The following is a 22,117-nucleotide window of genomic DNA, read 5'->3' as shown; positions in this document are numbered from 1 at the left end:
TGCTAATCTCCTCTGATTTCTGTGTGGATGGTGCTGGTTGTTACGGGTTCTGAGGTCTCTGTGCGCGGAACGTCCGGAGACGGCTGCGGGCCTCGCCGGCGCCGTGCCCGGAAGGCGACCGCCGAGTACGCCACTGCGGCGATGATGATCACGCCCTGCACGGCGTCTCGCAGCGTCGAAGGGACCCCCGCGATGTTCAGCAGCATGAAGAGGGCCTCGAGCGCGAAGGCTCCCGCCGCCGCCGCGACGATCCATCCCCGGCCTCCGCCGAGCACGACCCCGCCGAGGACGACGGCGGTGATGGCGACGAACTCGTAGCCGCGGCCGACCGAGGGATGCACCCCGGCGTACCCGACGAGCAGTACGGCGGAGAGCGTGGCCGAGAGCGACGAGATCACGAACGCCCGTGTCGTCACCCAGGCGCTGCGCGCCCCGGCGAAGTCGACCGCGGTCGAGTTGTCGCCGACCGCGATGAGGAGCTTGCCGAGCGGGCGCTTGGTGATCCAGATGCCCAGCGCGAGCCACCCGATCAGGATGAACACCGCCCAGGGGATGAACTCGAGCACCGGCACGTCACGGATGCCGCCACGACCGATCTCGCGGAAGCTGTCAGCCGGGTTGCCCGTGGCCGCTCCCCCGGTCCACCACATGACGCCGCCGAGAAGGGCGAGCATCATGCCCAGCGTGACGATGAAGGAGGGCACCTTGAGCAGCGTGGTGATGACACCGTTCACGAGTCCGACGACCACCCCGAAGACGATCATGAGCAGCAGCACGGGCACGGTGCGGGAGTCGTCCTGCCCGACGAGGTTGCCGGCGACGATCACCTGCGCGGTGATCAGCGAGCCCTGCGACAGGTCGAACTCGCCCGCGATGATGACGAAGTACTGGCCGATCGCGACGATGGCGATCGGTGCGACGCGCTGGATGAACCTCATGAACTGCCCCGGCTCCGCGAAGCTCGGGTTGAGGATCATGACCGCGACGAGCAGGATCACCAGCAGCAGGAACACCGCGCCCCGAGGGCTCACGAGTGTGCGCAGAGCGTTCACGACCGGCCTCCTTCCGCCACGGTGCTCGTATCGGCGAGTTCGGATGCTGCGGCCGCCATCTCGGACTCGGCCGCCTTGGCGGCGTCGTCTCCCCCAGTTCTCGTGCCGCCGGCGCCGAAGCGCGGACGGCGACTGACGATCGACCGACGACTGTAGACGGCCACCGCGGCGACGATCACCACGCCGCGGACGACGTCCTTCAGGAACGGGTTGACCTGCATGACGCTCATCACGTTGTCGACGACCGCGAGGATCGCGACGCCACCGATGGCACCCCAGATCGAACCGCGTCCGCCGAGCAGCAGGGTGCCTCCGAGCACGACGGCTGCGATCGACAGCAGCGCGTAGCCGCCCTGCTGGCCGACCGTGGGACTGCCGACGCCGAGACGGCTGGCGAGCAGCAGGCCGGCGAGGCCCGCGAAGACGGAGCACAGCATGTGCGCGGCGATCAGCGGCGGGCGGGTGCGCACCCCCGACAGGCGCGCGATCTCGGGGTCGCCGCCGACCGCATACAGGTGGGCGCCGGTGCGCGTGCGGTTCAGCAGCAGCCAGACGACGACGGCGAGCGCGATCATGATGATCGTCGACACCGGCACGGGCCCGACGCCGGTGGCGCCGATGAGCTGGAACTCCCACGGCACGCTGCCCGCCGAGCCCTCGAAGTTGGTGTTCAGGATCCCCTGCAGGATCAGCCCCACGCCGAGCGTCGCGATGAACCCGTTGACCTTCAGCACGGTGACGATGAGTCCGTTGACCAGACCGATCCCGGCGCAGACGAGCAGAGTGATCGAGACCGCGGCCGGGATGTTCCCGGGGTTGCCGTTCATGATCGTCGCCGCCAGGAGGCTCGACAGACTCACGACGTAGGTCACCGACAGGTCGAGCGACGCGCCGAGCACCACGAGGGTCTGCCCGATCGCGACGAGCCCGAGGACGCTCATGCCGGTGAGGATGTCGCGGATGTTGCCGGGGCTGAAGAAGTTGCGACCGACGGTGCCGACGAGGATGGCGCCGACGATGAGCGTCAGGATGAGGATCCCGAGCACGATGACGGTCGAGTCGATCCGCACTCTCTTCATCGTGCACCCCCGTCGACCGTCGCGCCCGTGGCTGCGCCGAGGATCTCGTGCTCCGCGGAACCCGCCGGCAGCTCGGCGACCAGTTCGCCGTCGTGCATCACGAGAATCCGATCGCTCATGCCGATCACCTCCGGCAGCTCGCTCGACACCATCAGCACCGCCTTGCCCTGTGCCGCGAGGTCGCGCATGAGCTGGTACACCGCGTACTTCGCACCGACGTCGATGCCGCGGGTCGGCTCGTCGAAGAGCACGATCTGCGGCTGTGTGAGCAGCCACTTGGCGAGCACGACCTTCTGCTGGTTGCCGCCCGAGAGGAAGCGCACCTCCTGGTCGAGACCGCGGGAGCTGATCTCCAGCGAGCTGAGCACCCCCGGCACCTCTCGACGGGACGAGGCGGTGCGAGCGGTGAAGACGCTGCGGATCACGAGCAGGGTGTTGTCGAGCACCGACTGCCCGAGCGCCAGTCCCTGCGCCTTGCGATCCTCCGAGACGAGGGCGAGTCCCGCGCGCACCGCCGCCCTGGCGCTCGTGATGCGCGTCGATGAGCCGTCGACCCGCATCGAGCCCCGCACGAACGGGTCGATGCCGAAGATCCCCTCGACCAGTTCGGTGCGTCCGGACCCCTGGAGCCCGGCGATCCCGACGATCTCCCCGGCGCGGAGGGTGAGCGAGACGCCGTCGACGAAGGCGTTGCCGCAGCCGTCGAGCTCGAGGCGCGGCTCGCCGACGACGGTGCCGGCCACGGCATCCGGGTAGTACGACTGGATGGATCGGCCGACCATTCGGCGCACGAGTTCGTCGGTCGTCAGGGCGCTCGTCTCATCGGTCGAGACCAGAGCGCCGTCTTTGAGGATCGTGATGCGGTCGCACAGGTCGAAGATCTCCTTGAGCCGGTGCGAGACGTAGATCACCGCCACCCCGCGAGACGTGAGCCGGCGGATGATCGCGTACAGCAGCTCGACCTCGCGGTCGCTCAGCGCGGCGGTGGGCTCGTCCATCGAGATGACCTGCGCCTCGAACGACAGCGCCTTGACGATCTCGACGATCTGCTGCTCGGCGACGGTCAGCGAACCGACCCGGGCCTGCGGGTCGATGAACGAGACGCCGAGGTCGGCGAGGAGCTCGCCGGTGCGACGGATCATCGCCTTCTGATCGACGAAGCCGCCGCGTCGGGGCTCACGTCCGAGATACACGTTCTGCGCGACCGTGCGCTCGGGCAGCAGCGTGAACTCCTGGAAGACGGTCACGATGCCGTCGTCCATCGCCTGCCGCGGGTGCGCGTGCCGCACCTCCGCGCCGCGGTAGCGCACCACGCCGTCGTCGGCGGGCTGCACCCCGGCGATGATCTTCATGAGCGTGGACTTGCCCGCGCCGTTCTCGCCGACGAGTCCGTGCACCTCCCCGGGACGCACATCGAAGTCGATGCCCTTCAGCACCTCCACTCCGAAGAACGACTTGCGGATGCCCGAGACCTCGAGCACCGGCTGTGTGATCGTCGCGGTCATGCCGCCACCTCCGTCCATCGTCCGTCCGCGGCCGCCGAGGCGAGGACCGCCTCGGTGAGCACCGCCGAGCGGACACCGTCCTCGAACGTGGGCAGCCCGTCGGGGGTCGCGCCGCCGATCGCCGCATACACGTCGGCGATGAAGCCGTTGAACGCGTCCTGATACCCCATGGCATGCCCCGAGGGCACCCGCTGCAGACGAGCCGAGTCGGGCGATGCGGTGGAGGGGTCGCGCAGCAGCAGCCGGGACTCCTCTCGCATGCCGATCCACAGCTCCTCCGGGCGCTCCTGCTCGAAGCGCAGGGTCTGCCTGGTCCCGTGGAGTTCGAGAGTCAGGGCGTTCTTTCGTCCGGCGGCCATCTGCGAGACGAGCAGGGTGCCCAGGGCACCGGACTCGGTCTCGACGAGGATCGCGACGATGTCCTCCGTGTCGACCGCCCGTCCGGCTCGCTCGGCGAACACCCGGCGGGTGCGAGCGCTCAGCGACCGGATCCGCTGGCCCGTCACGAACTCGATGAGGTCGCAGAGGTGCGAGCCGATGTCGGCGAACGCCCGGGATGCCCCGCCCGATGCCGACCGCACCCGCCAGTCATCGTCGGTGGAGAGGAGCATCCAGTCCTGCAGGTACGAGCAGTCGAGGGTGAGGAGCTCCCCGATGCCGCCCAGGGCGACGCGGGCCCGCGCCTCCCGCACCATCGGGTGGTAGCGGTAGACGAAGGGAACCGCGGTGACGCGGCCGAGAGATCCGGCGACCCGTGCGAGTTCACGGGCGTCCGCAGCGTTCGTGGCGAGGGGCTTCTCGCAGATGACATGCTTGCCGGCTTCGAGCGCGCGCAGCGCAAGTCCGGCGTGCGTGGCGTTGGGGGTGCAGATGTGGACGACGTCGATGTCATCGGCCGCGAGGAGAGCGGCGGCATCGGCCTCAGCACGCACGGCGCCGAGTTCGTCCGCGGCCTGACGCCCGCCCGCGAGGGAGCCGGTGGCGACGGCGCGGAACTCGCCTCCCGCGTCCCTGGCCGCGGTGCGATGCACGCGAGCCATGAATCCCCCGCCGAGTATGCCGACTCGGATCGTCCCGAGACCGGTGTCTGTGACATCCGTTGTCATGGCGGTGAGTCTGACACGGCTCCTCGACTTTTGCTAGGTATTCGTCAAAAGTTCCTCGTAACGAATCGGAAGTCGACCGAGCGGTGGCGCAAGTCTGTGGTTTACTGACGCAATGGTCGACGCACTCCGCACCGCCGCGGCGGCGAATCCCGGGGCGGGCGAGATCTTCCAGATCCTTCGCGACGGCACCGCCCGCACCAAAGCCGAGCTCGCGACCATCACGGGTCTCGCGCGGTCGACCGTCGCGCTGCGGGTCGATGCCCTGCTCGCCGCCGACCTCCTGCGACCGGCAGGCGAGGCGGTCTCGACGGGCGGCCGACCGCCTGCGCGACTCGCCTTCAACTCCCGTGCCGGAGTCGTGCTCGCCGTCGACCTCGGTGCCACTCACGCCACCAGTGCCGTCGCCGATCTCGCCGGCGTGATCCTCGACTCGCGCACCCGCACGATCGACATCGGCGACGGGCCCGAGAGCCTCCTCGATCTGATCCTCGACGATGCGGGCGCTCTCCTCGAGGCCTCCCGCGCTGCCGGCATCCCGCTGCTCGGGGTGGGCATCGGCGTGCCGGGTCCCGTCGAGCATTCGACCGGGCGACCGACCAACCCGCCGATCATGCCCGGCTGGGACCGCTTCGACATCCCCGCCTACGTGCAGCGCACGTTCGACGTGCCGGTGCTCGTCGACAACGACGTGAACATCCTGGCGCTCGGCGAGCAGGCCACCACGTGGCCGCACGTCGATGACCTCGTGTTCGTGAAGGTCTCGACCGGCATCGGGTCCGGCATCATCGCCGGCGGACAGCTGCAGCGCGGCGCGCAGGGATCGGCCGGCGATCTGGGGCACGTCCAGGTGCCGAGCGGCGCAGGCTCGACGAGGGAGCCCGGCGACGAGCGCGACCTCGAAGCGCTCGCGAGCGGGTCGGCGCTGGCCGCAGCTCTGCGGGAGGCCGGGCTTGCGGCGCACAGTCCCGCAGATGTGGTCGACCTCGTCCGCTCGGGCAATGCCGCTGCGATCGAGGCGACCCGTCAGGCCGGCCGAGATGTCGGCGAGGTGCTCGCGACCGTCGTCAATCTGCTCAACCCGTCGATCATCGTGCTGGGCGGCAGCATCGCCCGCGCCGGCGAGCACCTTCTCGCCGGGGTGCGCGAGGTCGTCTATCGACGATCCATCCCCCTGGCGACCCAGCACCTCGCCATCGTGCAGTCGCAGGCGGGTGACCGGGCCGCCGTGCTGGGCGCCGCGATCATGGTCGCCCGCGAGGTGCTCTCACCCGCGAACGTCGACCGCTATGTGGCGACGAAGGCGCGCTGACCGCACCGCCGCCGCCACACCGGCTGACCTCAGAGAGTCGCCTCGAACGGATCGAAGTCGGCATCCAGCGAGCCCACCTCGTCGATCGTGCTCTCGACCTGCACGAAGCTGCGCGACTCGGCGGCCTCTTCGATCGACAGCAGCGTGTCGAGCACGTGATAGCCGAATTCCCCCGTGGCGACATGCGTCCGGCCGGCGGCGATCGACCGCGCCATGTCCAGCAGACCGACGCCGCGTCCCGAGAGCACGCCCTCCTGCTCGACATCGACGACGTCCTGCACGGTCGGCTCCGGCGGCACGAACACGCGGGACAGCGGTCGCGTGATCGTGATCGGTCCGCCGAACGTGTTGGGGTCGGGGATCACGATCGTGCCCTCGGTGCCCGTGATCTCGACGATGCCCTGGCGCAGCAGAGGTGAGTCGGTGCTGTAGAGGCTCTGCGCCTGTCCGCCCTGCTCGAAGTCCATCAGCACGCTCAGCGTCGACGGGATCTCGACCGGGAACTCCTGTCCGGCGAGCTCTCCCACCTGCACCGTGCGCGTCGGAGCACCCTGGAGTCCGAGGGCTGCGACGGCCGCCACCGGACCGAACACGTGCACGAGCGCCGAGACGTAGTACGGCCCCATGTCGAGCAGCGGACCCGCACCCTTGGCATACAGGAACGCGGGGTTCGGATGGAAGATCTCCGGCCCCTGCCACTGGAACGTGGTCTGGGCGAAGAGGGGACGACCGATGTCGCCGCGGGCGATCGCGCGCTTCGCGGTCTGCACGCCGGGTCCGAGCACGGTGTCGGGGGCGACGCCGACACGGAGACCGGCGGCCTCCGCCCTCTGCAGCAGGCGCTGCGACTCGTCGCGGCTGACGCCGATCGGCTTCTCCGTCCACACGTGCTTGCCGGCGGCGAGGATCGCCTCCGACACCTCGACGTGCACGGCGGGGATCGTCAGGTTCACGACGATGTCGATCTCGGGGTCGTTCAGCACGAGCTCGACACCGCCCGCGCGAGGAACGCCGTACTTCTCGGCCTGCGCCTTCGCGCGGTCCTCGAGCAGATCGCCGACGGCGATCACGCGCACGTCGGGGAAGGTCGTGAGGTTCGACAGATACTGGTCGCTGATGTTGCCCGCGCCGATGATGCCGACGCCGACGGGTCCGTTGCCGATCGCCATCAGCCGGCGACCTTCTCGTCGAGGTAGACGCGGCTGCGCTCGACCGCATCCCAGAGGTCGCCGTCGAAGTGGTCGAACTCGACGATCGCGAGCTCGAGAGCGGGGGCGGCCGCGATGGCCTCGATGAGCGGCACGGTGCCCTCACCGGCTGCCACCTGATCGGCGGGCGGGTAGGCGCTCAGGAGCGCGGGATCGAGCGTGCCGTCCTTGGCATGCACCGCGATCACGCGGTCCCCGAGGCGCTGCAGCAGGGCGACCGGGTCGACCCCGCCGCGTGCGACCCAATAGAGGTCGACCTCGAGCACGACACGCTCGTCGAGCAGGCCGGCGAGCACCTCGAGCCCGGTGACGCCGTCGAAGACGGCCTCGAGCTCATGGGCGTGGTTGTGGTAGCCGACGCGCACGTCGACGGTCGCGCCGACGGCGGCCGCCTCGTTGAGCAGGCGCGCGGTCTCCTCGATCTGCTCGATCGACTCCCAGCGCGCGGGCTCCGTGTAGGGGTCGATGACGGTGCCCATGCCGAGCACCTTCGCCGCGGCGAACACCTCGGCGGGCGACGGCACCGGAAGAGTGGTTCCACTGCCGTCCGGGTTGACGAACGACTCGGAGGCGAGGAACGCGTGGCCGGAGGGAGCGGTCAGGCCCGCCGCAGACAGGGCGTCGGCGAGCGGCTGAGCCCGGCGCACGAAGTCGTAGGGCTCGACGGCGGTGAAGCCTCTGGCGGCCGCCTCTTTCAGCGAGCCTTCGAGGTCGGTCTCGAGCTGATCCTTGATCGTGAACAGCTGGATGGAAGTCTGAATCGCCACGGGGTCTCCTTCGGTCGTCGGTGACGTGCGGGCTGCCTTCACCCGTCTGTCCGAGCACGCTATCACCAAATACCTCCGCGCGGAAGTTTTCAATCTGTAGACTCGCCTCATGAGTCAGGATCAGGATCGCCCGCGGCAGCGCGGTGCCTACGCGAAGGGCATCGCCCGTCGCCAGGAGATCCTCGATCGCGCCATCGAGGTCTTCGCCGCACGCGGAGCCGACCGCACGAGCCTCCGCTCCATCGCCAGTGCCGTCGGCGTCACTCACGCGGCCCTCACCCACTACTTCGGGTCGCTGGAGGAGCTGCTCGTCGCGGTCTACCAGGAGAGCACGGCGCCCGGTCGCCAACAGCCCGACGCCCTCCCGGCCGAGGCGACCCCGGTCGAGCGGATGATCGAGTCCGCGCGCACCAACCGCGAGGTCCCCGGGCTCGTCCAGCTCTACTCCATGCTCGTCGCGACCGCACTCGAAGAAGGGCACCCGGCTGCCCGTGACTTCGCGACGACCCGCTTCGCGCGGTTGCGCACGGACATGGCCGCGCTCGTGCGAGAACAGCAGGACACGGGTCTCATACGCGAGGACGTCGATGCCGAGGCCGTCGCCGCCCTGGTCGTGGCCGCCTCCGACGGCCTGCAGACGCAGTGGCTCCTCGACGACACCGCGCCGCAGCATGAGGCACTCGCCCTGCTCGATCGACTGCTGCGTCCGACCTCTCGCTAGGGTGAGGGTGTGACAGCACCCGGCACTGATCGACGGTCGCCCTACGAGCGCGCGCTCGGCGAACGCATGTCGGAACTCCACCCGAAGACCGCCTGGTACTTCCGCACCATCCCCGACGGGCATGTCGGAGTCGGCACGGGCGTGTTCACGAGCGCGGGCTCGCGCCATCGCTGGTTGTGGCCGGTGTTCCGCATCGCGGAATCCCTCGGAGTCGCGTTCGCCGGATGGGAACACGACGTCCCGTTCCGCATCGAGAACCGCACGGTCGCGGGCGAGGCGCTGGCCGTCAGGCACTTCGATCTCCCAGGACGCACCTGGGTCATGCCCGACGTCGTCTCCCTCGGCGCGAACCGCATCCTCCGCAACGAGATCGGCCCCCGTCGCACGGTCGTCACGACCTTCGACATCGACGTGCGTGACGGTGCCGTCGTGCTGACCATCCGCCGGGTCGGGATGCGGTTCGGGCGGCTGCGCATCACCGCTCCGCGCTTCCTGAGTCCGCGCATCGGTCTCGTCGAGCGCTGGGACGAACAGCGCGAGCGGCACCACGTGAACATGACCATCGACGCCCCGCTGCTCGGCCGCGTCTACGAGTACACGGGATTCTTCGAGTACGCGATCGAGAGCGAGACCCCGTGACGGATCCGATGCCCCGCTCCGCAGGACCCGTCGTGATCGGCGGATCGACCGGCTTCATGGGGCAGTACCTGATCCCCCGTCTGCGGTCAGCGGGGCGGGAGGTGATCACCGTCTCGCGATCCGGCGCCGACATCTCCTGGGGAGACCAGGCGGCGATCAATCGGGCCGTCGACGGTGCGTCGCTCGTGATCGGCCTGGCGGGCAAGAGCGTGAACTGCCGCTATACGCCCGAGAACCGCGCCGCGATCTTCCGCTCGCGGCTCGACACGACCTCGTCGCTGAGCTCCGCCATCGCGAAGGCCGCGAATCCTCCCCCACTGTGGGTCAACTCCTCGACGGCGACCATCTACCGTCATGCCGAAGAGCGTCCGATGACCGAGTCGTCGGGCGAGATCGGCACGGGGTTCTCCGTCGAGGTGGCCAAGGCGTGGGAGCGCGCGTTGTTCGCGGACGACCTCCCCCGGACGCGGCGGGTGGCCCTGCGCAGTGCGATCGTGCTCGGCCACGGCGGCGTGCTCGGCCCGCTGAAGAACCTGGCACGACTCGGCCTCGGAGGGGCGCAGCACGACGGGCGCTGGCCGATCAGCCGCGCACGCCGCGCCGCGGGCACGGGCCACCGCCCCGGCGCACGCCGCGGACGGCAGCGGTTCAGCTGGGTGCACGTCGAGGACGTCGCCCGCATCATCGATTTCCTCGAGGTCACGCCGACCCTCGACGGGCCCGTGAACGCCGCATCTCCGAACCCGACCGACAACGCCGACTTCATGGCCACCGTGCGGCGGCTGCTGGAGGTACGCATCGGTCCGCCGATGCCTCGGTGGATGCTCGAGCTCGGCGCCATCGGCATCCGCACCGAGACCGAGCTGATCCTCAAGAGCCGGTGGGTCATCCCCGAGAAGCTGACGCTCGCCGGGTTCGAGTTCGCGTATCCCCACCTCGAAGACGCCCTGCGGGAGTCCTTCGATCTCGAGCGCGTCGGCTAGCTCGACGTGTCCGCGGCCCCGCTCGACGACGCGTCGCCCCCGTCTCGCCGGCGCTTCTCGATCTCCTGACGCAGCCGCCACTCCTCGATCTCACGATCGAGATCCGCGATCTGCTGCTCCGTGCTGCGAGCGTCGACCGGCGGGGCCTGGCGTGGCTCGGGTCGGCGGGTCGCGGGGCGCGCAGCCGGCCGCATCCGGGGCAGCCGCAGACCCGCCTCCGAGTACTCCCTGCCGATCGCGAACCACAGCAGACCGCCGATCAGCGGCAGGAGGATCACGATGATGATCCACGCCATCTTCGGCAGGAATCTCACCTGCGCGTCGTCTCGGCGGATGATGTCGACCAGCGCGCCGATCATCAGCGCGATGACGAGGAGCGAGAACAGGAACGGCATGTGTTCAGGGTAGACGACGCCCGCGTCTCGCGCGCCTGCTACGGGAGCAGGTGACCCGCCGCGCGGAAGAGCTCGTACCACTCGGCGCGCGTGAGCTCGATGTCGGCGCCGGCAGCGGCATCCTGCACCCGCTGCGGCGTCGTGGTTCCGAGCACGACCTGCATCTTCGCGGGATGACGAGTGATCCACGCCGTCGCGATCGCGATCGGTGCGACCGCGTACGACGCAGCCAGCCGATCGATCACGGCGTTGAGCTCGGCATACTCGGGGTTGCCGAGGAACACCCCCGTGAAGAAGCCGCCCTGGAAGGGCGACCATGCCTGGATCGTGATGCCGTTGATGCGGCAGTACTCGACGATGCCTCCGCCGTCGCGGACGATGCTCTGGTCCTCGCCTGCCATGTTCGCGGCGACCGGCTGCGCGAGGATCGGCGCGTGCGTGATCGACAGCTGCAGCTGATTGGCGACCAGGGGCTGAGTGACCGCGGTGCGCAGGAGGTCGATCTGCCGCGGCGTGTGGTTCGAGACGCCGAACGAGCGGACCTTGCCTGCGGCCTCGAGCTCGTCGAACGCCCTGGCGACCTCCTCGGGCTCGACCAGCGCGTCGGGGCGGTGCAGCAGGAGAACGTCGATGTGGTCTGTGCGAAGCGCCGCGAGCGACCCCTCGACCTGGCGGACGATGTGCTCGTATGAGAAGTCGAACGTGCCCTCGGCGGGGTGGATGCCGCACTTGGTCTGCAGCACGATCTCGTCGCGCTCGGCGGCCGTGAGGTCCAGCGCATCGGCGAAGCGGCTTTCGCAGAAGTGCATGCTGCCGCCGTAGATGTCGGCATGATCGAAGAAGTCGATGCCGGCATTGCGGGCGGTGTCGTACAGTTCGCGGATCTGCGCATCATCCTTGTCATCGATGCGCATCATTCCGGCGACGACGGCGGGGGCTGTGGCGGATCCGAAGGGGATGGTCTTCATACCCCCACGCTAGTGCGGTCAGGGCGTGAGCCGTGCGACCGATATGTCGAGCGCCTGCGCGATGTCGGCCAGATCGGCCACGGTGAAGTCGGCCTCACCCGCGAGCTTCCTACGGAGCGCTGCGCGGGCGATTCCCGCTCGATCGGAGAGCCAGGGTGTGTCCCGACCCCCGCGACGCAGTTCTTCTTCGATCGCATTCGCCACCGCACGTCGCACATCTGTCGTCATTCATAGACAGTATCGCCGCATACGGGGTGCGACAAGCGTTCAGCGCACCAGTATGACGGCATCCTGGCTTCATGCCGGTGCTATCGTGACTCACGTGAAGACACCGGGCGAGCAGTTCAATGCGGCGGTAGGCCGCCAGCTCCGCGCCGAGATCGCCGCCGCCGGAAGCAGCATCGCCGCGATGGCGCGCGAGGTCGGCATCGCGAGGAGCGCTCTCGACAACTACGTCACGGGCAAGCGCTCGATCCCGGTTCCCATCCTGTACGCGGTCAGCGCGGCCCTCGACATCGCACCGCACGTGGTGATCACGCGTGCCGAAGAGCGGCTCCGTTCCGAAGGCTTCCGCGGCGGCGCCACGATCACCGCCCTGCGCCCCCGCACCGATGTCCGTGGTCGACGCCAGGATGAATCCGAAGTCGCGTTCGAGTCTCCTCTCGCGCACGCTGACGACACCGACGATCTCTACGACTGACGACCACCCGGCGAGGAGGATCATGGAGGCCCTCCTTCGCCTGCTCGAAGAGAACGGGCTGCACCTCATCGAACGTCGAGGTCGGCGCCCCGGCGGCTACGAACCGCACACCGCGACCATCCGGGTCACCCCCGGTCTCAGCGCGAGGGCCACATCCAGCGTGATCGCGCACGAGCTCGGGCACGCGATGCTCGGTCACACCCCCACCGCGGATTCGTCGATCCGCGCGCGACAGGAGCGCCGAGCAGATGAGTGGGCGGCCCGACTGCTGATCGACGCCGACGCGTACGCCGAGGCCGAGAGAGCGCGAGGCACCCACCCCGCCAGCCTCGCCTTCGAGCTGGGAGTGACCGTCGAGCTCGTGACCGCCTATCGACGGCTGCTGCGTCGCGTCGGGGACACCACGTACGTCGGCGCGAGGATGGGGCGGGGCCAATGGGAGCATCGCGCCCCGATCGTGTGACATGGCGCCGGGCGCGGCGCTGATTGAATGGCTGCATGACCTTCCGCACCGCTCCGGCCCCGATCACCCTCACCGGCCGCCTCGTCGAACTCCGACCTCTGGAGACGTCTCATCACGACGGCCTCCTCGATGCGCTGCTCGAGGGTGAGCTGTGGAAGCAGGCGTGGTACACCTCGGTGCCCTCCCCCGACGGGCTCGCCGCCGAGATCGACCGTCGCATCGGCCTGATCGAGACCGGTGGGATGATCCCGTTCACCGCGTTCGACGCCGAAGGGCGGATCCTCGGCCTCACGTCCTATTACGACCTGGAGGCCGACGTCCCCCGGCTGCACATCGGCTACACCTGGAATCGCCCGTCGGCCCACGGCACCGGCACCAACGCCGAGTCGAAGCTGCTGCTGCTCCGGCACGCGTTCGAGGACCTCGGCGTGTTCCGTGTGGGCTTGACGACGCAGTGGGTCAACTTCCAGTCGCGGGCGGCGATCGAACGTCTGGGAGCGAAGCAGGACGGTGTCATGCGCGCGATGAGCCGATACCGCAACGGCGCGCTGCGCGACAGCGTCGAGTTCTCGATCATCGAGCCCGAGTGGCCCGCGGTGAAGGCCAACCTCGAGGCGAGGCTGGCCAGACGCGCCTGACTACTCGGTGGCGTTGCCCGACCAGTTGTCCTTGCGACGGGTGGCCGAGCCGCTGGCGCGCATCACGAACGCGAGCGACAGACTCACGATGAGCAGGCCGGCGATGAAGACGATCGCCTGGAAGTCCTCGAGCGACTGCGCGAGCCCCATGAGCCAGATGCCTCCGAGGAAGAGGATCATGAAGAAGATGAAGCTGAGGATCACGGGATCTCCTGTCGTAGCGGCCGTCATCCAGGATACCGCCTAGCGCACACGCGGCAGCGACGGAACCCCCTGGGCGATCGCCCGCGGGGGTGATTGCGTGCAGGGATGAGCACACGACTGACTGCCCTCGCCATCTCCTGCACCCTCAAGCCGTCTCCCGCGGAATCGAGCAGCGACCTCCTGGGGTCCCAGATCCTGCAAGCTCTCGCGGAGCACGGAGTCGCCGGCCAGCTGGTGCGCGCCGTCGATCACTCGATCAGTCCCGGCGTCGAGACCGACATGGGCGAAGGCGATGAATGGCCGACTCTGCGCGAGCAGGTGCTGGCGGCCGACATCCTCGTGTTCCTGACCCCCACCTGGATGGGCCAGCACTCGAGTGTCGCGCAGCGGGTGCTGGAACGCCTCGACGCCGAACTGAGCGAGACCGACGATGCGGGTCGACCGATCCTGTTCGACAAGGTCGCGATCGCCGGAATCGTCGGCAACGAGGATGGAGCCCACCACATCGCCGCGATTCTGTTCCAGGCGCTGAACGACGTCGGGTACTCGCTGCCCGCCCAGTCGTCGATCTACTGGAACGGCGAGGCGATGCAGACCATCGACTACAAGGATCTGTCCACGACCCCTGAGAAGGTCGCGCAGGCCACGGCGACGGCAGTGCGCAATGCCGTGCACCTGGCCCGCAGTCTCCAGGCAGACGGATACCCCGCGGAGTAGTTCAGGACTTCGGCGCGCTCCCGCTGTCAGCCTTCGGCTGCACGTAGTCGTCGATCACGAGCTCGCCCGTCGCGTTGAGAGCGCGCATCATCTCTTCGATGCGCGCCTTCTCGATGTTGTGCGGGTCCGGAGAGGTGAAGAGGAACTGCAGCGGGATCGCCGGGTGCATCCAGACGGTGAGACGGCCGGGGTCGCCGCCTTCGCGAGGATGCCAGGTCATCATGAAGCTCTCCTGGCGACGGAGCTTCGTGCCGACGATGACCTTCAGATGAGCGAGCGTCTCGTCGTCGATGAGGATCGGCTCCGAAGTGCCGTCATATCGCAGTCTTCCCATGAAGGAAACCGTACCCCGACGCGCGTGTCATCGAGTACTCGCGTGCGCGCTCTGGCGCGGCGAGAACGTCACAACCTCATCACGGCGCGAACGCTCCACGTCGAGCCCTGCGAGCTCGAGTCGTCGGAAGACCCGACGCGGAAGCGCGGGCAGTTCGGCCGTGCGGCCCGACGGCGGCTTCGCGAGCCCGGTGATCAGCGAGAGATCGACGCCCGCGCCGCGCACCTCGATGCGGGCGTAGTCCGATCGGGTCCGCCAGACGAGATGCTGCAGCTGCCGGAAGGGGATGCGGTGGGTCGCGTTTCCGGAGCGGATGCGCAGATCGTCATCGCCGAACGCGACGCTGCAGGACAGCGTCCGTCGCCTCAGCACGGCGCGGAGCATCAGATAGACCGGCAGTCCGACGACCGCGCCCGTGAGGATGATCGCGAGGCGGGCGCCCATGTGCATCACTGCGTCGTCGAATGCGATGAGCAGCACGGTGCCCGCGGTGCCGACGACGAGGACCACCGCCACGATGGCGACCGTCAGCGCCCGCATGCGCAGGTCGATGGCGGAGAACTGGACGTGGGATCCGTCGCCGTTCTCGTCACGCTCCCATTCGGGTGCGACAGGAGGCGGGCGCCTGAGGGCATCACGCCGTCCGATGCGGTCTGTGAGGCGCGACAGAAGGCCCAGCCAGATCCATCCCGCGGCGGGACCGGCGGCGATCTGCAGCACGACGATGACCGCCCGCACGGGTTCGGGCAGGCCGGCGAGCAGCTCGCTCCCGGCGTCGATCACGACGATCATCACAGCCGTCAGCACCACGGCGACACCGAGGTGCACGGCGACGCCGGCGCGCACCGGGCGCATGTCCATCGTCGCGTTGACGAAGGAGAAGGCGATGCTCCAGCCGCCGAGCAGCATGAGCAGGAACGGGAAGAAGCTCAGGTCGTCGCCCGCGATCGTCCACACCGTCGCGGCCACCAGCAGGAGCACTCCCCACGCGAGCGGAGCCCGCACGAGCCGGCGACCGATCTCGCGCCGCAGCCTCCGCTCCGAGGTCGTCGTGGGCGCCGTGTCGGTCATCGCCCCCATCCTAGAGCGAGGCCGGACGTCATCACGGGGTCACGACGTCGCGTGCGGCAGTACCGTGGATCCATGACCGCTCCTGTTGATCCGACACTCACTCCCGCCTGGTCCGAACTCGCCGCGCTGCGCGAGTCGATCACCGCCGATCTGCGAGGCTGGTTCGCCGCGGATGCCGACCGTGCGGAGCGATTCTCGTTCCCGCTCGCAGACCTCCACGTCGACCTGTCGAAGAACCTCGTCACCGACGACGTTCTCGCAGCGCTTCTGCGCCTCGCCGAGCAGACGGGAGTCGCCGAGCGATACGCCGCGATGCTCCAGGGAAGCCACCTCAACACGTCCGAGGACCGCGCCGTGCTGCACACGGCACTGCGTCGACCGGCCGACTCCTCCCCCGCGCTCGTCGTCGACGGACAGGACGTGGATGCCGACGTGCAGGCCGTGCTCGACGCACTCAGCACTTTCGCCACCAGAGTTCGCTCCGGAGAGTGGCTCGGCATCACCGGAAAGCGCGTCACTCACGTCGTCAACATCGGCATCGGCGGCTCCGACCTCGGGCCCGTCATGGTCTACGAGGCGCTCAAGCCCTATGCGGATGCCGGGATCGAGGCGCGGTTCGTGTCGAACATCGATCCCACCGACCTCGCGCAGAAGACCGCGGACCTCGACCCCGAGACGACCCTCTTCATCGTCGCGTCCAAGACCTTCACCACCCTCGAGACGCTCACCAACGCCCGCCTGGCGCGCGATTGGCTGTGGGCCGGACTCCAGGCCTCGGGAGCCATCTCCGACGACGAGGACGCCCGCACCGACGCCGTCGCGCACCACTTCGTGGCGGTGTCGACCGCCCTCGACAAGGTCGCGGCCTTCGGGATCGATCCGGCGAACGCCTTCGGATTCTGGGACTGGGTCGGCGGCCGCTACTCGGTAGACTCCGCGATCGGCCTGTCGCTCGCGATCGCGCTCGGACCCGACACCTTCCGCGATCTGCTGGCCGGCTTCCATGCGGTCGACGAGCACGTGCGCACCACGCCTCTCGAGCGCAACGTCCCGGTGCTGATGGGTCTGCTCAACGTCTGGTACGTCAACTTCCACGGCGCGCAGTCGCATGCGGTGCTGCCCTACGCACAGCAGCTGAGCCGGTTCCCGGCCTACCTGCAGCAGCTGACGATGGAGTCCAACGGCAAGTCGGTCCGCTGGGACGGCACCCCGGTCACCACCGACACCGGCGAGGTGTTCTGGGGAGAGCCCGGAACCAACGGCCAGCACGCGTTCTACCAGCTCATCCATCAGGGCACCCGGCTGATTCCGGCCGACTTCATCGCGTTCGTGAACCCGGCCTACCCTCTGACCGACGGCGGGCAGGACGTGCACGAGCTGTTCCTGGCGAACTTCCTCGCGCAGACGAAGGCTCTGGCCTTCGGCAAGACCGCCGCAGAGGTCGAGGCCGAGGGAACCACCGGAGCGCTCGTCGCGGCACGCACGTTCGCCGGCAACCGCCCGACGACCTCGATCTTCGCACCCGCGCTGACACCGCAGGTGCTCGGTCAGCTGATCGCCCTGTACGAGCACATCACGTTCACGCAGGGCACGATCTGGGGCATCAACTCGTTCGACCAGTGGGGCGTCGAGCTGGGCAAGCAGCTCGCGATGCAGATCGCTCCGGCCATCGGCGGGGACGAGGCGGCCATCGACGCGCAGGACGCCTCCACGAAGGCGCTGCTCTCCTACTACCGCGCGAACCGGAAGTAGGCGAGACAGCGGGAGCGGCGGATGCAGTCGGTCACACGCGGCGACGCGCACGTCAGTGCGCGTCGCCGGGCACTGGTCGTCGTCGCCGTCCTGGTCGTCGCGGCCGGTCTCGTCACACACCTCGCCGGTCGGGGTCCGATCGCGGACGCACTCGGCGACGCCCTCTATGCGGTGATGATCTACGTCGTCATCGCGATCGTGCTCCCACGAGCCCCGGCCTGGATCGTGGGTGCGAGCGCCGCGGCGCTGTGCATGCTGATCGAGTGCTTCCAGCTCACCGGTCTGCCGGCGATCTGGTCCGAGGCCTTCTGGCCGGTGCGACTCGTCCTGGGCGTCGGATTCGATGCGCGCGACCTCGTCGCCTACGCGGTGGGCGCGGGTGCCGCCGCCCTCTGCGACCACGCGATCGGTCGCCGTCTCTGCGCACGCGCACAGTAGACAGAAAAAAGACCCCCGAGCGATGCTCGGGGGTCTTTCTCGTCGGTGGACCTAAGGGGATTCGAACCCCTGACCTCCTCGATGCGAACGAGGCGCGCTACCAACTGCGCCATAGGCCCTGACGTCTTCTACGCTATCACGCTCGAAGACCCTCTCGTGCCGCGAGGATCAGCCCGCTGCACGCTTCGCGAGGAGGTCGCGCACATGCGCCTCGATCTCCGCGTCGTCGACGTATCCCATCTTCGCGAACGGAGACGCAGCGGCCTGCGCGGCCGCCGGAATCTGCACGGGTGCGGCGGGCGCCATGCGCTCCGCTCGCTCACGAAGCTCGGCGAGACGAGCCGCAGCGCGGCGCTTCTCCTGCGCATCCAGCTCCGCTCTCGCCACCTGCGCGCGCGAGCCTGCGACCGACACCAGCGGCTCGGGCAGCGGACGCGGGGTCCATGTCGCCGGGCCCTGATCGTGCAGTTCGGGCTCTGCCCTCTGCACGGGCTGCTCGACGACGCGCACCGAACGCCGGGCGGCGCGGGCGGCGACAGCCGACATGCGCTGCAGGGCGAAGCCGGCGACGACGATGACCGACCCGCCGACCCAGAGCAGCAGCTGCGCCTGAAGCGCGATCAGCTGCCACACGCCGAGCCCGGTGACGACGAGACCGAGAAGCAGGGTCGAGGTGGCGACGATGCGCACACGGCGACGCGCGCGGGCCTGTCGAATGACGGGATCAGCCCTCGTGGCAGCCAGCTCTTCGCGGAGCTTCATGAGCTCCGCGGCTTCCTTCTCGGACTGCAGGCGCTTCGCGAGCTTCTGCTGCGCGAGGGCGGTCCGCGCGTTGAGTTCGAGGCGGACCTCGCCGGGGGTCTCGCTGGTCTCGGCCAGCACCCGAAGGGCCTGGTTCAGTCTGACGGCGTTGCGCTCCGCGGCGTCGTACTGGAAGCGCCCACGCCAGGAGGGCAGCAGGTAGAGCATCCACAGGAGCACAGCGACGAGGACTATCACTCCCCCGCTCAGCACCGGCCCGTCCATGTCGACAACGGTACGGGAACATCGCTGGTCACGACGCTCAGTCGGAGCGTGTGTCGCGAGGAGTTCTGAAGTCAGCGGCGTGTCAGAGCGCGAAACGGTCCGACGGCGGGATCGTCGCGGCGTCCGGAGGCACCTCGCCGTTCAGCCACCGGGCCAGCACGCCCTGCGGCACATCCTCGCGAGTGAGGGCGAACGCGTAGTGATCCCGCCAGTCGCCGTCGATGTGGATGTAACGGCGACGCAGCCCCTCGTAGCGGAAGCCGAGCTTCTGCACGACCCTCAGGCTCGCGACGTTCTCGGGCCGGATGCAGATCTCCATGCGATGCAGCGCATACTCCGTGAAGCAGGCATCGGTGGCGAGCGCGACGGCTGTGGGCGTGATGCCCTTGCCGGCGAAGCGCTCACTCACCCAGTACCCGATGGTCGCCGAGCACAACGACCCCCTGGCGACTCCCCACACGTTGAGCTGCCCGGCGATCTCGCCCTCGTACTCCATGACGAACGGATAGCCCGCGCCGTCGCGGTACTGCTGCAGCAGACGGCGGATGCTGAGTCGCATGTCGAACGAGACCGAGCCGTACGGGACGGTGGCCTCCCACGGCTGCAGCCAGGAGCGATTACTCAACAGCTCGTGCTGAAGAGCCCTCGCATCCCGAGAGCGCACGAGGCGCAACTCGATGGGACCATGCCGCATCCCCGTCGCCTGATCCATCCGCGCGCTCCCGACGCCGCGTCGACGCCTAGAGGCGTTCCGCGAACTCCTTGAGCCACGGCCGCAGCTCGGGGCCGAGGTCGTCGCGGTCGGAGGCGAGCTGGACGATCGCCTTGATGTAGTCGACGCGGTCGCCGGTGTCGTACCGGCGTCCACGGAAGATGACGCCCACCACACCGGGGCCGTCGGCGCTGGTGGCCAGCTCCTGCAGCGCGTCGGTCAGCTGGATCTCGCCGCCCTTGCCGGGTTCGGTGCGCTCGAGCACCTCGAAGATCGAGGCGGGCAGGACGTAACGGCCGATGATCGCCAGGTTCGACGGCGCGTCCTCGGGTGCGGGCTTCTCGACGAGGTCGGTGACGCGCACGGCATCCGATCCCTCGATGTCCTCGACGGCGGCGGCGCCGTACATGTGGATGCTCGCGGGATCGACCTCCATGAGGGCGATCACCGCGGCGCCGCTGCGTTCGTGCTCGGCGATCATCTCGGTGAGCAGCTGGTCGCGCTCATCGATGAGGTCGTCGCCGAGGAGCACGGCGAAGGAGCTGTCGCCGACGTGCGTGCGGGCACGCAGCACCGCGTGACCGAGTCCCTTGGGCTCACCCTGACGGACGAAGTGGATGTCGGCGAGGTCGCTCGAATGGATGACGCGCTCGAGACGCCCCGTGTCGCCCTTCTCCATCAGCTTGACCTCGAGCTCGGGGACCGAGTCGAAGTGGTTGGAGATCGCGTTCTTGTTGCGGCCGATGATGACGAGGATGTCATCGATCCCGGCGCTGGCGGCCTCTTCGACGACGTACTGGATCGCCGGCTTGTCGACGACCGGCAGCATCTCCTTCGGCATCGCCTTCGTCGCCGGCAGGAAACGCGTTCCCAGACCGGCAGCAGGAATGACAGCCTTCATCTTCCGTATACCCATCCACCCAGCCTAGTGGGGATGCCGCCGTAGACTCGGAGCCATGTCCCACGACGTAGAGCATGAGAAGCGCGCGCTTCGCGCCGAGCTCCGCGAACGCCGCCAGCTGCTGAGCGACTCGCAGCGGGAGGCCGCGGCATCCGCCATCACGCAGCGCCTCGACGAGCTGGTCGACGCGCTCGGCGCCCGGTCGATCTCGTGCTTCCTCTCGACCACGACCGAGCCGGGCACCCGGGAGTTCGTCACCGGCGCGGTGCGCCGCGGCATCCGGGTCCTGCTTCCTGTGACACGGGCCGACGGCCTTCTCGACTGGGCCGTGGCGACCGATGACGACGACGTCGCGGAAGGCCTCTTCGGGCTTCCCGAGCCGACCGGCGAGGTGCTCGGTCCGATCGCCGTCAACGATGTCGACCTGATGGTGATCCCCGCCGCGGCCGTCGACCGCACCGGGATGCGCATGGGCTGGGGGCGCGGGTACTTCGACAAGACCATCGGTTCGATGGAGAAGTGCCCTCCGGTCTACGCAGTCATCTATGATTCCGAGGTACTCGACTTCCTGCCGAGGGAGGTTCACGACCAGCCGGTCACCGGCGTCGTGACTCCCACGCAGACCCTCCACCTGTCGCCCACGCGACGCTGACCCGCGAGGATCGCAATGCCCACCTATGCCTATGCCTGCCGTTCGTGCGGTCACGCCTTCGACGCCGTGCAGAGCTTCTCCGACGACGCGCTCACCGTCTGCCCCGAATGCGGCGGCGAGCTGCGCAAGCAGTACGGATCCATCGGCGTGACCTTCAACGGATCTGGCTTCTATCGCACCGACTCGCGAGCGGGCTCCGGCTCTTCCGCATCCGCCCCGGCATCATCGAAGGCAGAGCCGGCCAAGACCACGACCCCGGCCCCCGCGTCGACCAGCACATCTTCTTCCTGACCCCATCAACTCCCCGGAGGCATCCATGCTCAAAGGTTTCAAGGACTTCATCCTCCGCGGCAACGTGATCGACCTCGCGGTCGCGGTCGTCATCGGCACCGCGTTCACGGCGATCGTCACCGCCGTGGTGAACAGCATCATCACCCCGCTCGTCTCGCTGTTCTTCAAGGCGGATGCGACGGGCAACTTCGGACCGCAGGTGCAGAGCATCTACGGAGATACCGTCACGTTCCCCATCGGCGATCTCATCTCGGCGATCATCAGCTTCCTCTCGGTCGCTCTGGTGGTGTACTTCGTGTTCGTGCTGCCGATGAACACGTTCAAGGCCCACGTCGAGGCGCGCAAGGGCACCGCGGCCGAGCAGCCGGAGGAAGAGCCGGCGGCCGCCACCGAGGCCGAGCTGCTCGTCGAGATCCGCGACCTGCTCGCCGGGAACAAGCCGCGCAGCTGACTCGCAGTCCGCACCGCGAAGCGCACGGTCCGATT

28 protein-coding genes and 1 tRNA gene are annotated in these 22,117 nt (G+C 68.7%); 13 read left to right on the top strand and 16 right to left on the bottom strand.

What is annotated here, in order from left to right; genetic code table 11:
- Nucleotides 1–2 precede the first annotated feature (2 nt).
- Genes QRN21_RS11910 through QRN21_RS11895 form a run of 4 tightly spaced genes read right to left on the bottom strand, consistent with a single transcriptional unit; the run spans nt 3 to nt 4,742 of the window.
- A complete protein-coding gene (locus QRN21_RS11910; RefSeq protein ID WP_285364197.1) occupies nt 3–1,052 on the bottom strand; it encodes an ABC transporter permease in 1,050 nt (349 codons plus the stop codon).
- On the bottom strand, nt 1,049–2,131 hold the full coding sequence (locus QRN21_RS11905) for an ABC transporter permease (protein WP_285364196.1): 1,083 nt from the start codon (nt 2,129–2,131) through the stop codon (nt 1,049–1,051). The genes QRN21_RS11910 and QRN21_RS11905 overlap by 4 nt, the downstream gene beginning before the upstream one ends.
- A complete protein-coding gene (locus QRN21_RS11900; RefSeq protein WP_053099192.1) occupies nt 2,128–3,636 on the bottom strand; it encodes a sugar ABC transporter ATP-binding protein in 1,509 nt (502 codons plus the stop codon). The genes QRN21_RS11905 and QRN21_RS11900 overlap by 4 nt, the downstream gene beginning before the upstream one ends.
- Nucleotides 3,633–4,742, bottom strand: a complete 1,110-nt coding sequence (locus QRN21_RS11895; RefSeq protein ID WP_053097173.1) for a Gfo/Idh/MocA family protein — start codon at nt 4,740–4,742, stop codon at nt 3,633–3,635. Before QRN21_RS11895 ends, QRN21_RS11900 begins: the two co-directional genes overlap by 4 nt.
- A gap of 112 nt (nt 4,743–4,854) precedes the next feature.
- Here QRN21_RS11895 and QRN21_RS11890 point away from each other — a divergent pair, with 112 nt between their 5' ends.
- The gene (locus QRN21_RS11890) at nt 4,855–6,051 is read left to right on the top strand and encodes an ROK family transcriptional regulator (RefSeq protein WP_056279954.1); all 1,197 of its coding nucleotides are present in this window, start codon (nt 4,855–4,857) and stop codon (nt 6,049–6,051) included.
- 29 nt (nt 6,052–6,080) lie between these two features.
- Here the strand turns inward: QRN21_RS11890 and QRN21_RS11885 are convergent, their stop codons facing one another.
- Together QRN21_RS11885 and QRN21_RS11880 are read right to left on the bottom strand one after the other, a co-directional pair.
- Nucleotides 6,081–7,220 (bottom strand): Gfo/Idh/MocA family protein, encoded by a 1,140-nt coding sequence (locus QRN21_RS11885; protein ID WP_053097175.1) that lies wholly within the window; start codon nt 7,218–7,220, stop codon nt 6,081–6,083.
- Nucleotides 7,220–8,026, bottom strand: coding sequence for a sugar phosphate isomerase/epimerase family protein (locus tag QRN21_RS11880; RefSeq protein WP_285364195.1), 807 nt, complete (start codon nt 8,024–8,026; stop codon nt 7,220–7,222). The genes QRN21_RS11885 and QRN21_RS11880 overlap by 1 nt, the downstream gene beginning before the upstream one ends.
- A gap of 109 nt (nt 8,027–8,135) precedes the next feature.
- Between QRN21_RS11880 and QRN21_RS11875 the strand changes: the two genes are divergently transcribed.
- The 3 genes from QRN21_RS11875 to QRN21_RS11865 are packed head-to-tail and all read left to right on the top strand — an operon-like array spanning nt 8,136 to nt 10,369.
- Nucleotides 8,136–8,747: a TetR/AcrR family transcriptional regulator gene (locus QRN21_RS11875; RefSeq protein WP_285364194.1), complete on the top strand. Its 612-nt coding sequence runs from the start codon at nt 8,136–8,138 to the stop codon at nt 8,745–8,747.
- Nucleotides 8,748–8,756: 9 nt separating this feature from the next.
- Nucleotides 8,757–9,386, top strand: coding sequence for a DUF4166 domain-containing protein (locus QRN21_RS11870; RefSeq protein ID WP_285364193.1), 630 nt, complete (start codon nt 8,757–8,759; stop codon nt 9,384–9,386).
- 8 nt (nt 9,387–9,394) lie between these two features.
- Nucleotides 9,395–10,369, top strand: coding sequence for an epimerase (locus QRN21_RS11865; RefSeq protein WP_285364192.1), 975 nt, complete (start codon nt 9,395–9,397; stop codon nt 10,367–10,369).
- Here the strand turns inward: QRN21_RS11865 and QRN21_RS11860 are convergent.
- From QRN21_RS11860 to QRN21_RS11850, 3 genes are read right to left on the bottom strand one after another with little or no spacing between them, the layout of a single operon-like run.
- Nucleotides 10,366–10,764, bottom strand: a complete 399-nt coding sequence (locus tag QRN21_RS11860) for a PLDc N-terminal domain-containing protein (protein ID WP_285364191.1) — start codon at nt 10,762–10,764, stop codon at nt 10,366–10,368. The genes QRN21_RS11865 and QRN21_RS11860 overlap by 4 nt on opposite strands.
- Nucleotides 10,765–10,802: 38 nt before the next feature.
- Nucleotides 10,803–11,732: an aldo/keto reductase gene (locus QRN21_RS11855; protein WP_187250541.1), complete on the bottom strand. Its 930-nt coding sequence runs from the start codon at nt 11,730–11,732 to the stop codon at nt 10,803–10,805.
- Between the two features lie 18 nt (nt 11,733–11,750).
- Nucleotides 11,751–11,960: a helix-turn-helix domain-containing protein gene (locus QRN21_RS11850; protein ID WP_053097185.1), complete on the bottom strand. Its 210-nt coding sequence runs from the start codon at nt 11,958–11,960 to the stop codon at nt 11,751–11,753.
- Between the two features lie 94 nt (nt 11,961–12,054).
- On the opposite strand from QRN21_RS11850, the gene QRN21_RS11845 reads away from it, so the two are divergent.
- The 3 genes from QRN21_RS11845 to QRN21_RS11835 are packed head-to-tail and all read left to right on the top strand — an operon-like array spanning nt 12,055 to nt 13,533.
- Entirely contained in the window at nt 12,055–12,432 is a 378-nt protein-coding gene (locus QRN21_RS11845; protein WP_285364190.1) for a helix-turn-helix domain-containing protein, read from the top strand.
- 22 nt (nt 12,433–12,454) lie between these two features.
- Complete coding sequence (locus QRN21_RS11840) at nt 12,455–12,895, top strand: ImmA/IrrE family metallo-endopeptidase (protein WP_082297859.1); 441 nt, start codon at nt 12,455–12,457, stop codon at nt 12,893–12,895.
- A 35-nt stretch (nt 12,896–12,930) separates the two neighbouring features.
- Complete coding sequence (locus QRN21_RS11835) at nt 12,931–13,533, top strand: GNAT family N-acetyltransferase (RefSeq protein ID WP_053097187.1); 603 nt, start codon at nt 12,931–12,933, stop codon at nt 13,531–13,533.
- Here QRN21_RS11835 and QRN21_RS11830 read toward each other — a convergent pair whose 3' ends face one another.
- Nucleotides 13,534–13,737, bottom strand: coding sequence for a hypothetical protein (locus QRN21_RS11830; RefSeq protein ID WP_053097189.1), 204 nt, complete (start codon nt 13,735–13,737; stop codon nt 13,534–13,536).
- A gap of 105 nt (nt 13,738–13,842) precedes the next feature.
- Here QRN21_RS11830 and QRN21_RS11825 point away from each other — a divergent pair, with 105 nt between their 5' ends.
- Nucleotides 13,843–14,454: a flavodoxin family protein gene (locus tag QRN21_RS11825; RefSeq protein WP_056279938.1), complete on the top strand. Its 612-nt coding sequence runs from the start codon at nt 13,843–13,845 to the stop codon at nt 14,452–14,454.
- A gap of 1 nt (nt 14,455) precedes the next feature.
- Here the strand turns inward: QRN21_RS11825 and QRN21_RS11820 are convergent, their stop codons facing one another.
- A complete protein-coding gene (locus tag QRN21_RS11820; RefSeq protein ID WP_053097194.1) occupies nt 14,456–14,788 on the bottom strand; it encodes a DUF7882 family protein in 333 nt (110 codons plus the stop codon).
- Between the two features lie 27 nt (nt 14,789–14,815).
- Nucleotides 14,816–15,859 carry a hypothetical protein gene (locus tag QRN21_RS11815; protein ID WP_285364189.1) on the bottom strand — a complete coding sequence of 348 codons (1,044 nt, stop codon included), beginning with the start codon at nt 15,857–15,859 and terminating at the stop codon, nt 14,816–14,818.
- Nucleotides 15,860–15,931: 72 nt separating this feature from the next.
- Here QRN21_RS11815 and pgi point away from each other — a divergent pair, with 72 nt between their 5' ends.
- Both pgi and QRN21_RS11805 read left to right on the top strand, forming a co-directional pair.
- Nucleotides 15,932–17,611: a glucose-6-phosphate isomerase gene (gene pgi, locus QRN21_RS11810; RefSeq protein WP_285364188.1), complete on the top strand. Its 1,680-nt coding sequence runs from the start codon at nt 15,932–15,934 to the stop codon at nt 17,609–17,611.
- A gap of 21 nt (nt 17,612–17,632) precedes the next feature.
- A complete protein-coding gene (locus tag QRN21_RS11805) occupies nt 17,633–18,049 on the top strand; it encodes a ribosomal maturation YjgA family protein (protein ID WP_285364186.1) in 417 nt (138 codons plus the stop codon).
- A gap of 46 nt (nt 18,050–18,095) precedes the next feature.
- On the opposite strand, the gene QRN21_RS11800 is transcribed toward QRN21_RS11805, so the two are convergent.
- The 4 genes from QRN21_RS11800 to galU all read right to left on the bottom strand — a co-directional run bounded on the left by QRN21_RS11800 (nt 18,096) and on the right by galU (nt 20,703).
- Nucleotides 18,096–18,168: transfer RNA gene (locus QRN21_RS11800), tRNA-Ala, on the bottom strand.
- Nucleotides 18,169–18,217: 49 nt separating this feature from the next.
- The gene (locus QRN21_RS11795; protein WP_285364184.1) at nt 18,218–19,075 is read right to left on the bottom strand and encodes a hypothetical protein; all 858 of its coding nucleotides are present in this window, start codon (nt 19,073–19,075) and stop codon (nt 18,218–18,220) included.
- An 82-nt stretch (nt 19,076–19,157) separates the two neighbouring features.
- Nucleotides 19,158–19,769, bottom strand: a complete 612-nt coding sequence (locus tag QRN21_RS11790) for a GNAT family N-acetyltransferase (protein WP_053099195.1) — start codon at nt 19,767–19,769, stop codon at nt 19,158–19,160.
- Between the two features lie 46 nt (nt 19,770–19,815).
- Complete coding sequence (galU, locus tag QRN21_RS11785; protein WP_053097201.1) at nt 19,816–20,703, bottom strand: UTP--glucose-1-phosphate uridylyltransferase GalU; 888 nt, start codon at nt 20,701–20,703, stop codon at nt 19,816–19,818.
- A 40-nt stretch (nt 20,704–20,743) separates the two neighbouring features.
- Between galU and QRN21_RS11780 the strand changes: the two genes are divergently transcribed.
- The 3 genes from QRN21_RS11780 to mscL are packed head-to-tail and all read left to right on the top strand — an operon-like array spanning nt 20,744 to nt 22,082.
- Entirely contained in the window at nt 20,744–21,340 is a 597-nt protein-coding gene (locus QRN21_RS11780) for a 5-formyltetrahydrofolate cyclo-ligase (RefSeq protein ID WP_053097203.1), read from the top strand.
- 15 nt (nt 21,341–21,355) lie between these two features.
- Nucleotides 21,356–21,631 (top strand): FmdB family zinc ribbon protein, encoded by a 276-nt coding sequence (locus QRN21_RS11775; RefSeq protein ID WP_053097205.1) that lies wholly within the window; start codon nt 21,356–21,358, stop codon nt 21,629–21,631.
- 25 nt (nt 21,632–21,656) lie between these two features.
- Nucleotides 21,657–22,082, top strand: coding sequence for a large conductance mechanosensitive channel protein MscL (gene mscL / locus QRN21_RS11770; RefSeq protein WP_053097207.1), 426 nt, complete (start codon nt 21,657–21,659; stop codon nt 22,080–22,082).
- The last annotated feature ends 35 nt before the right edge of the window (nt 22,083–22,117 follow it).

This window comes from Microbacterium sp. LMC-P-041 (assembly GCF_030209555.1).
GTDB lineage: Bacteria > Actinomycetota > Actinomycetes > Actinomycetales > Microbacteriaceae > Microbacterium.
This window is presented reverse-complemented; position numbering and strand designations above follow the sequence as displayed.

Coding starts and splice junctions, on each gene's coding strand:
- QRN21_RS11905 (WP_285364196.1), bottom strand. CDS start 2,131: ATGAAGAGAGTGCGGATCGACTCGACCGTCATCGTGCTCGGGATCCTC.
- QRN21_RS11900 (WP_053099192.1), bottom strand. CDS start 3,636: ATGACCGCGACGATCACACAGCCGGTGCTCGAGGTCTCGGGCATCCGC.
- QRN21_RS11895 (WP_053097173.1), bottom strand. CDS start 4,742: ATGACAACGGATGTCACAGACACCGGTCTCGGGACGATCCGAGTCGGC.
- QRN21_RS11890 (WP_056279954.1), top strand. CDS start 4,855: ATGGTCGACGCACTCCGCACCGCCGCGGCGGCGAATCCCGGGGCGGGC.
- QRN21_RS11885 (WP_053097175.1), bottom strand. CDS start 7,220: ATGGCGATCGGCAACGGACCCGTCGGCGTCGGCATCATCGGCGCGGGC.
- QRN21_RS11875 (WP_285364194.1), top strand. CDS start 8,136: ATGAGTCAGGATCAGGATCGCCCGCGGCAGCGCGGTGCCTACGCGAAG.
- QRN21_RS11865 (WP_285364192.1), top strand. CDS start 9,395: ATGCCCCGCTCCGCAGGACCCGTCGTGATCGGCGGATCGACCGGCTTC.
- QRN21_RS11860 (WP_285364191.1), bottom strand. CDS start 10,764: ATGCCGTTCCTGTTCTCGCTCCTCGTCATCGCGCTGATGATCGGCGCG.
- QRN21_RS11855 (WP_187250541.1), bottom strand. CDS start 11,732: ATGAAGACCATCCCCTTCGGATCCGCCACAGCCCCCGCCGTCGTCGCC.
- QRN21_RS11850 (WP_053097185.1), bottom strand. CDS start 11,960: ATGACGACAGATGTGCGACGTGCGGTGGCGAATGCGATCGAAGAAGAA.
- QRN21_RS11840 (WP_082297859.1), top strand. CDS start 12,455: ATGGAGGCCCTCCTTCGCCTGCTCGAAGAGAACGGGCTGCACCTCATC.
- QRN21_RS11835 (WP_053097187.1), top strand. CDS start 12,931: ATGACCTTCCGCACCGCTCCGGCCCCGATCACCCTCACCGGCCGCCTC.
- QRN21_RS11825 (WP_056279938.1), top strand. CDS start 13,843: ATGAGCACACGACTGACTGCCCTCGCCATCTCCTGCACCCTCAAGCCG.
- QRN21_RS11820 (WP_053097194.1), bottom strand. CDS start 14,788: ATGGGAAGACTGCGATATGACGGCACTTCGGAGCCGATCCTCATCGAC.
- QRN21_RS11815 (WP_285364189.1), bottom strand. CDS start 15,859: ATGACCGACACGGCGCCCACGACGACCTCGGAGCGGAGGCTGCGGCGC.
- pgi (WP_285364188.1), top strand. CDS start 15,932: ATGACCGCTCCTGTTGATCCGACACTCACTCCCGCCTGGTCCGAACTC.
- QRN21_RS11805 (WP_285364186.1), top strand. CDS start 17,633: ATGCAGTCGGTCACACGCGGCGACGCGCACGTCAGTGCGCGTCGCCGG.
- QRN21_RS11795 (WP_285364184.1), bottom strand. CDS start 19,075: ATGGACGGGCCGGTGCTGAGCGGGGGAGTGATAGTCCTCGTCGCTGTG.
- QRN21_RS11790 (WP_053099195.1), bottom strand. CDS start 19,769: ATGCGGCATGGTCCCATCGAGTTGCGCCTCGTGCGCTCTCGGGATGCG.
- galU (WP_053097201.1), bottom strand. CDS start 20,703: ATGGGTATACGGAAGATGAAGGCTGTCATTCCTGCTGCCGGTCTGGGA.
- QRN21_RS11780 (WP_053097203.1), top strand. CDS start 20,744: ATGTCCCACGACGTAGAGCATGAGAAGCGCGCGCTTCGCGCCGAGCTC.
- QRN21_RS11775 (WP_053097205.1), top strand. CDS start 21,356: ATGCCCACCTATGCCTATGCCTGCCGTTCGTGCGGTCACGCCTTCGAC.
- mscL (WP_053097207.1), top strand. CDS start 21,657: ATGCTCAAAGGTTTCAAGGACTTCATCCTCCGCGGCAACGTGATCGAC.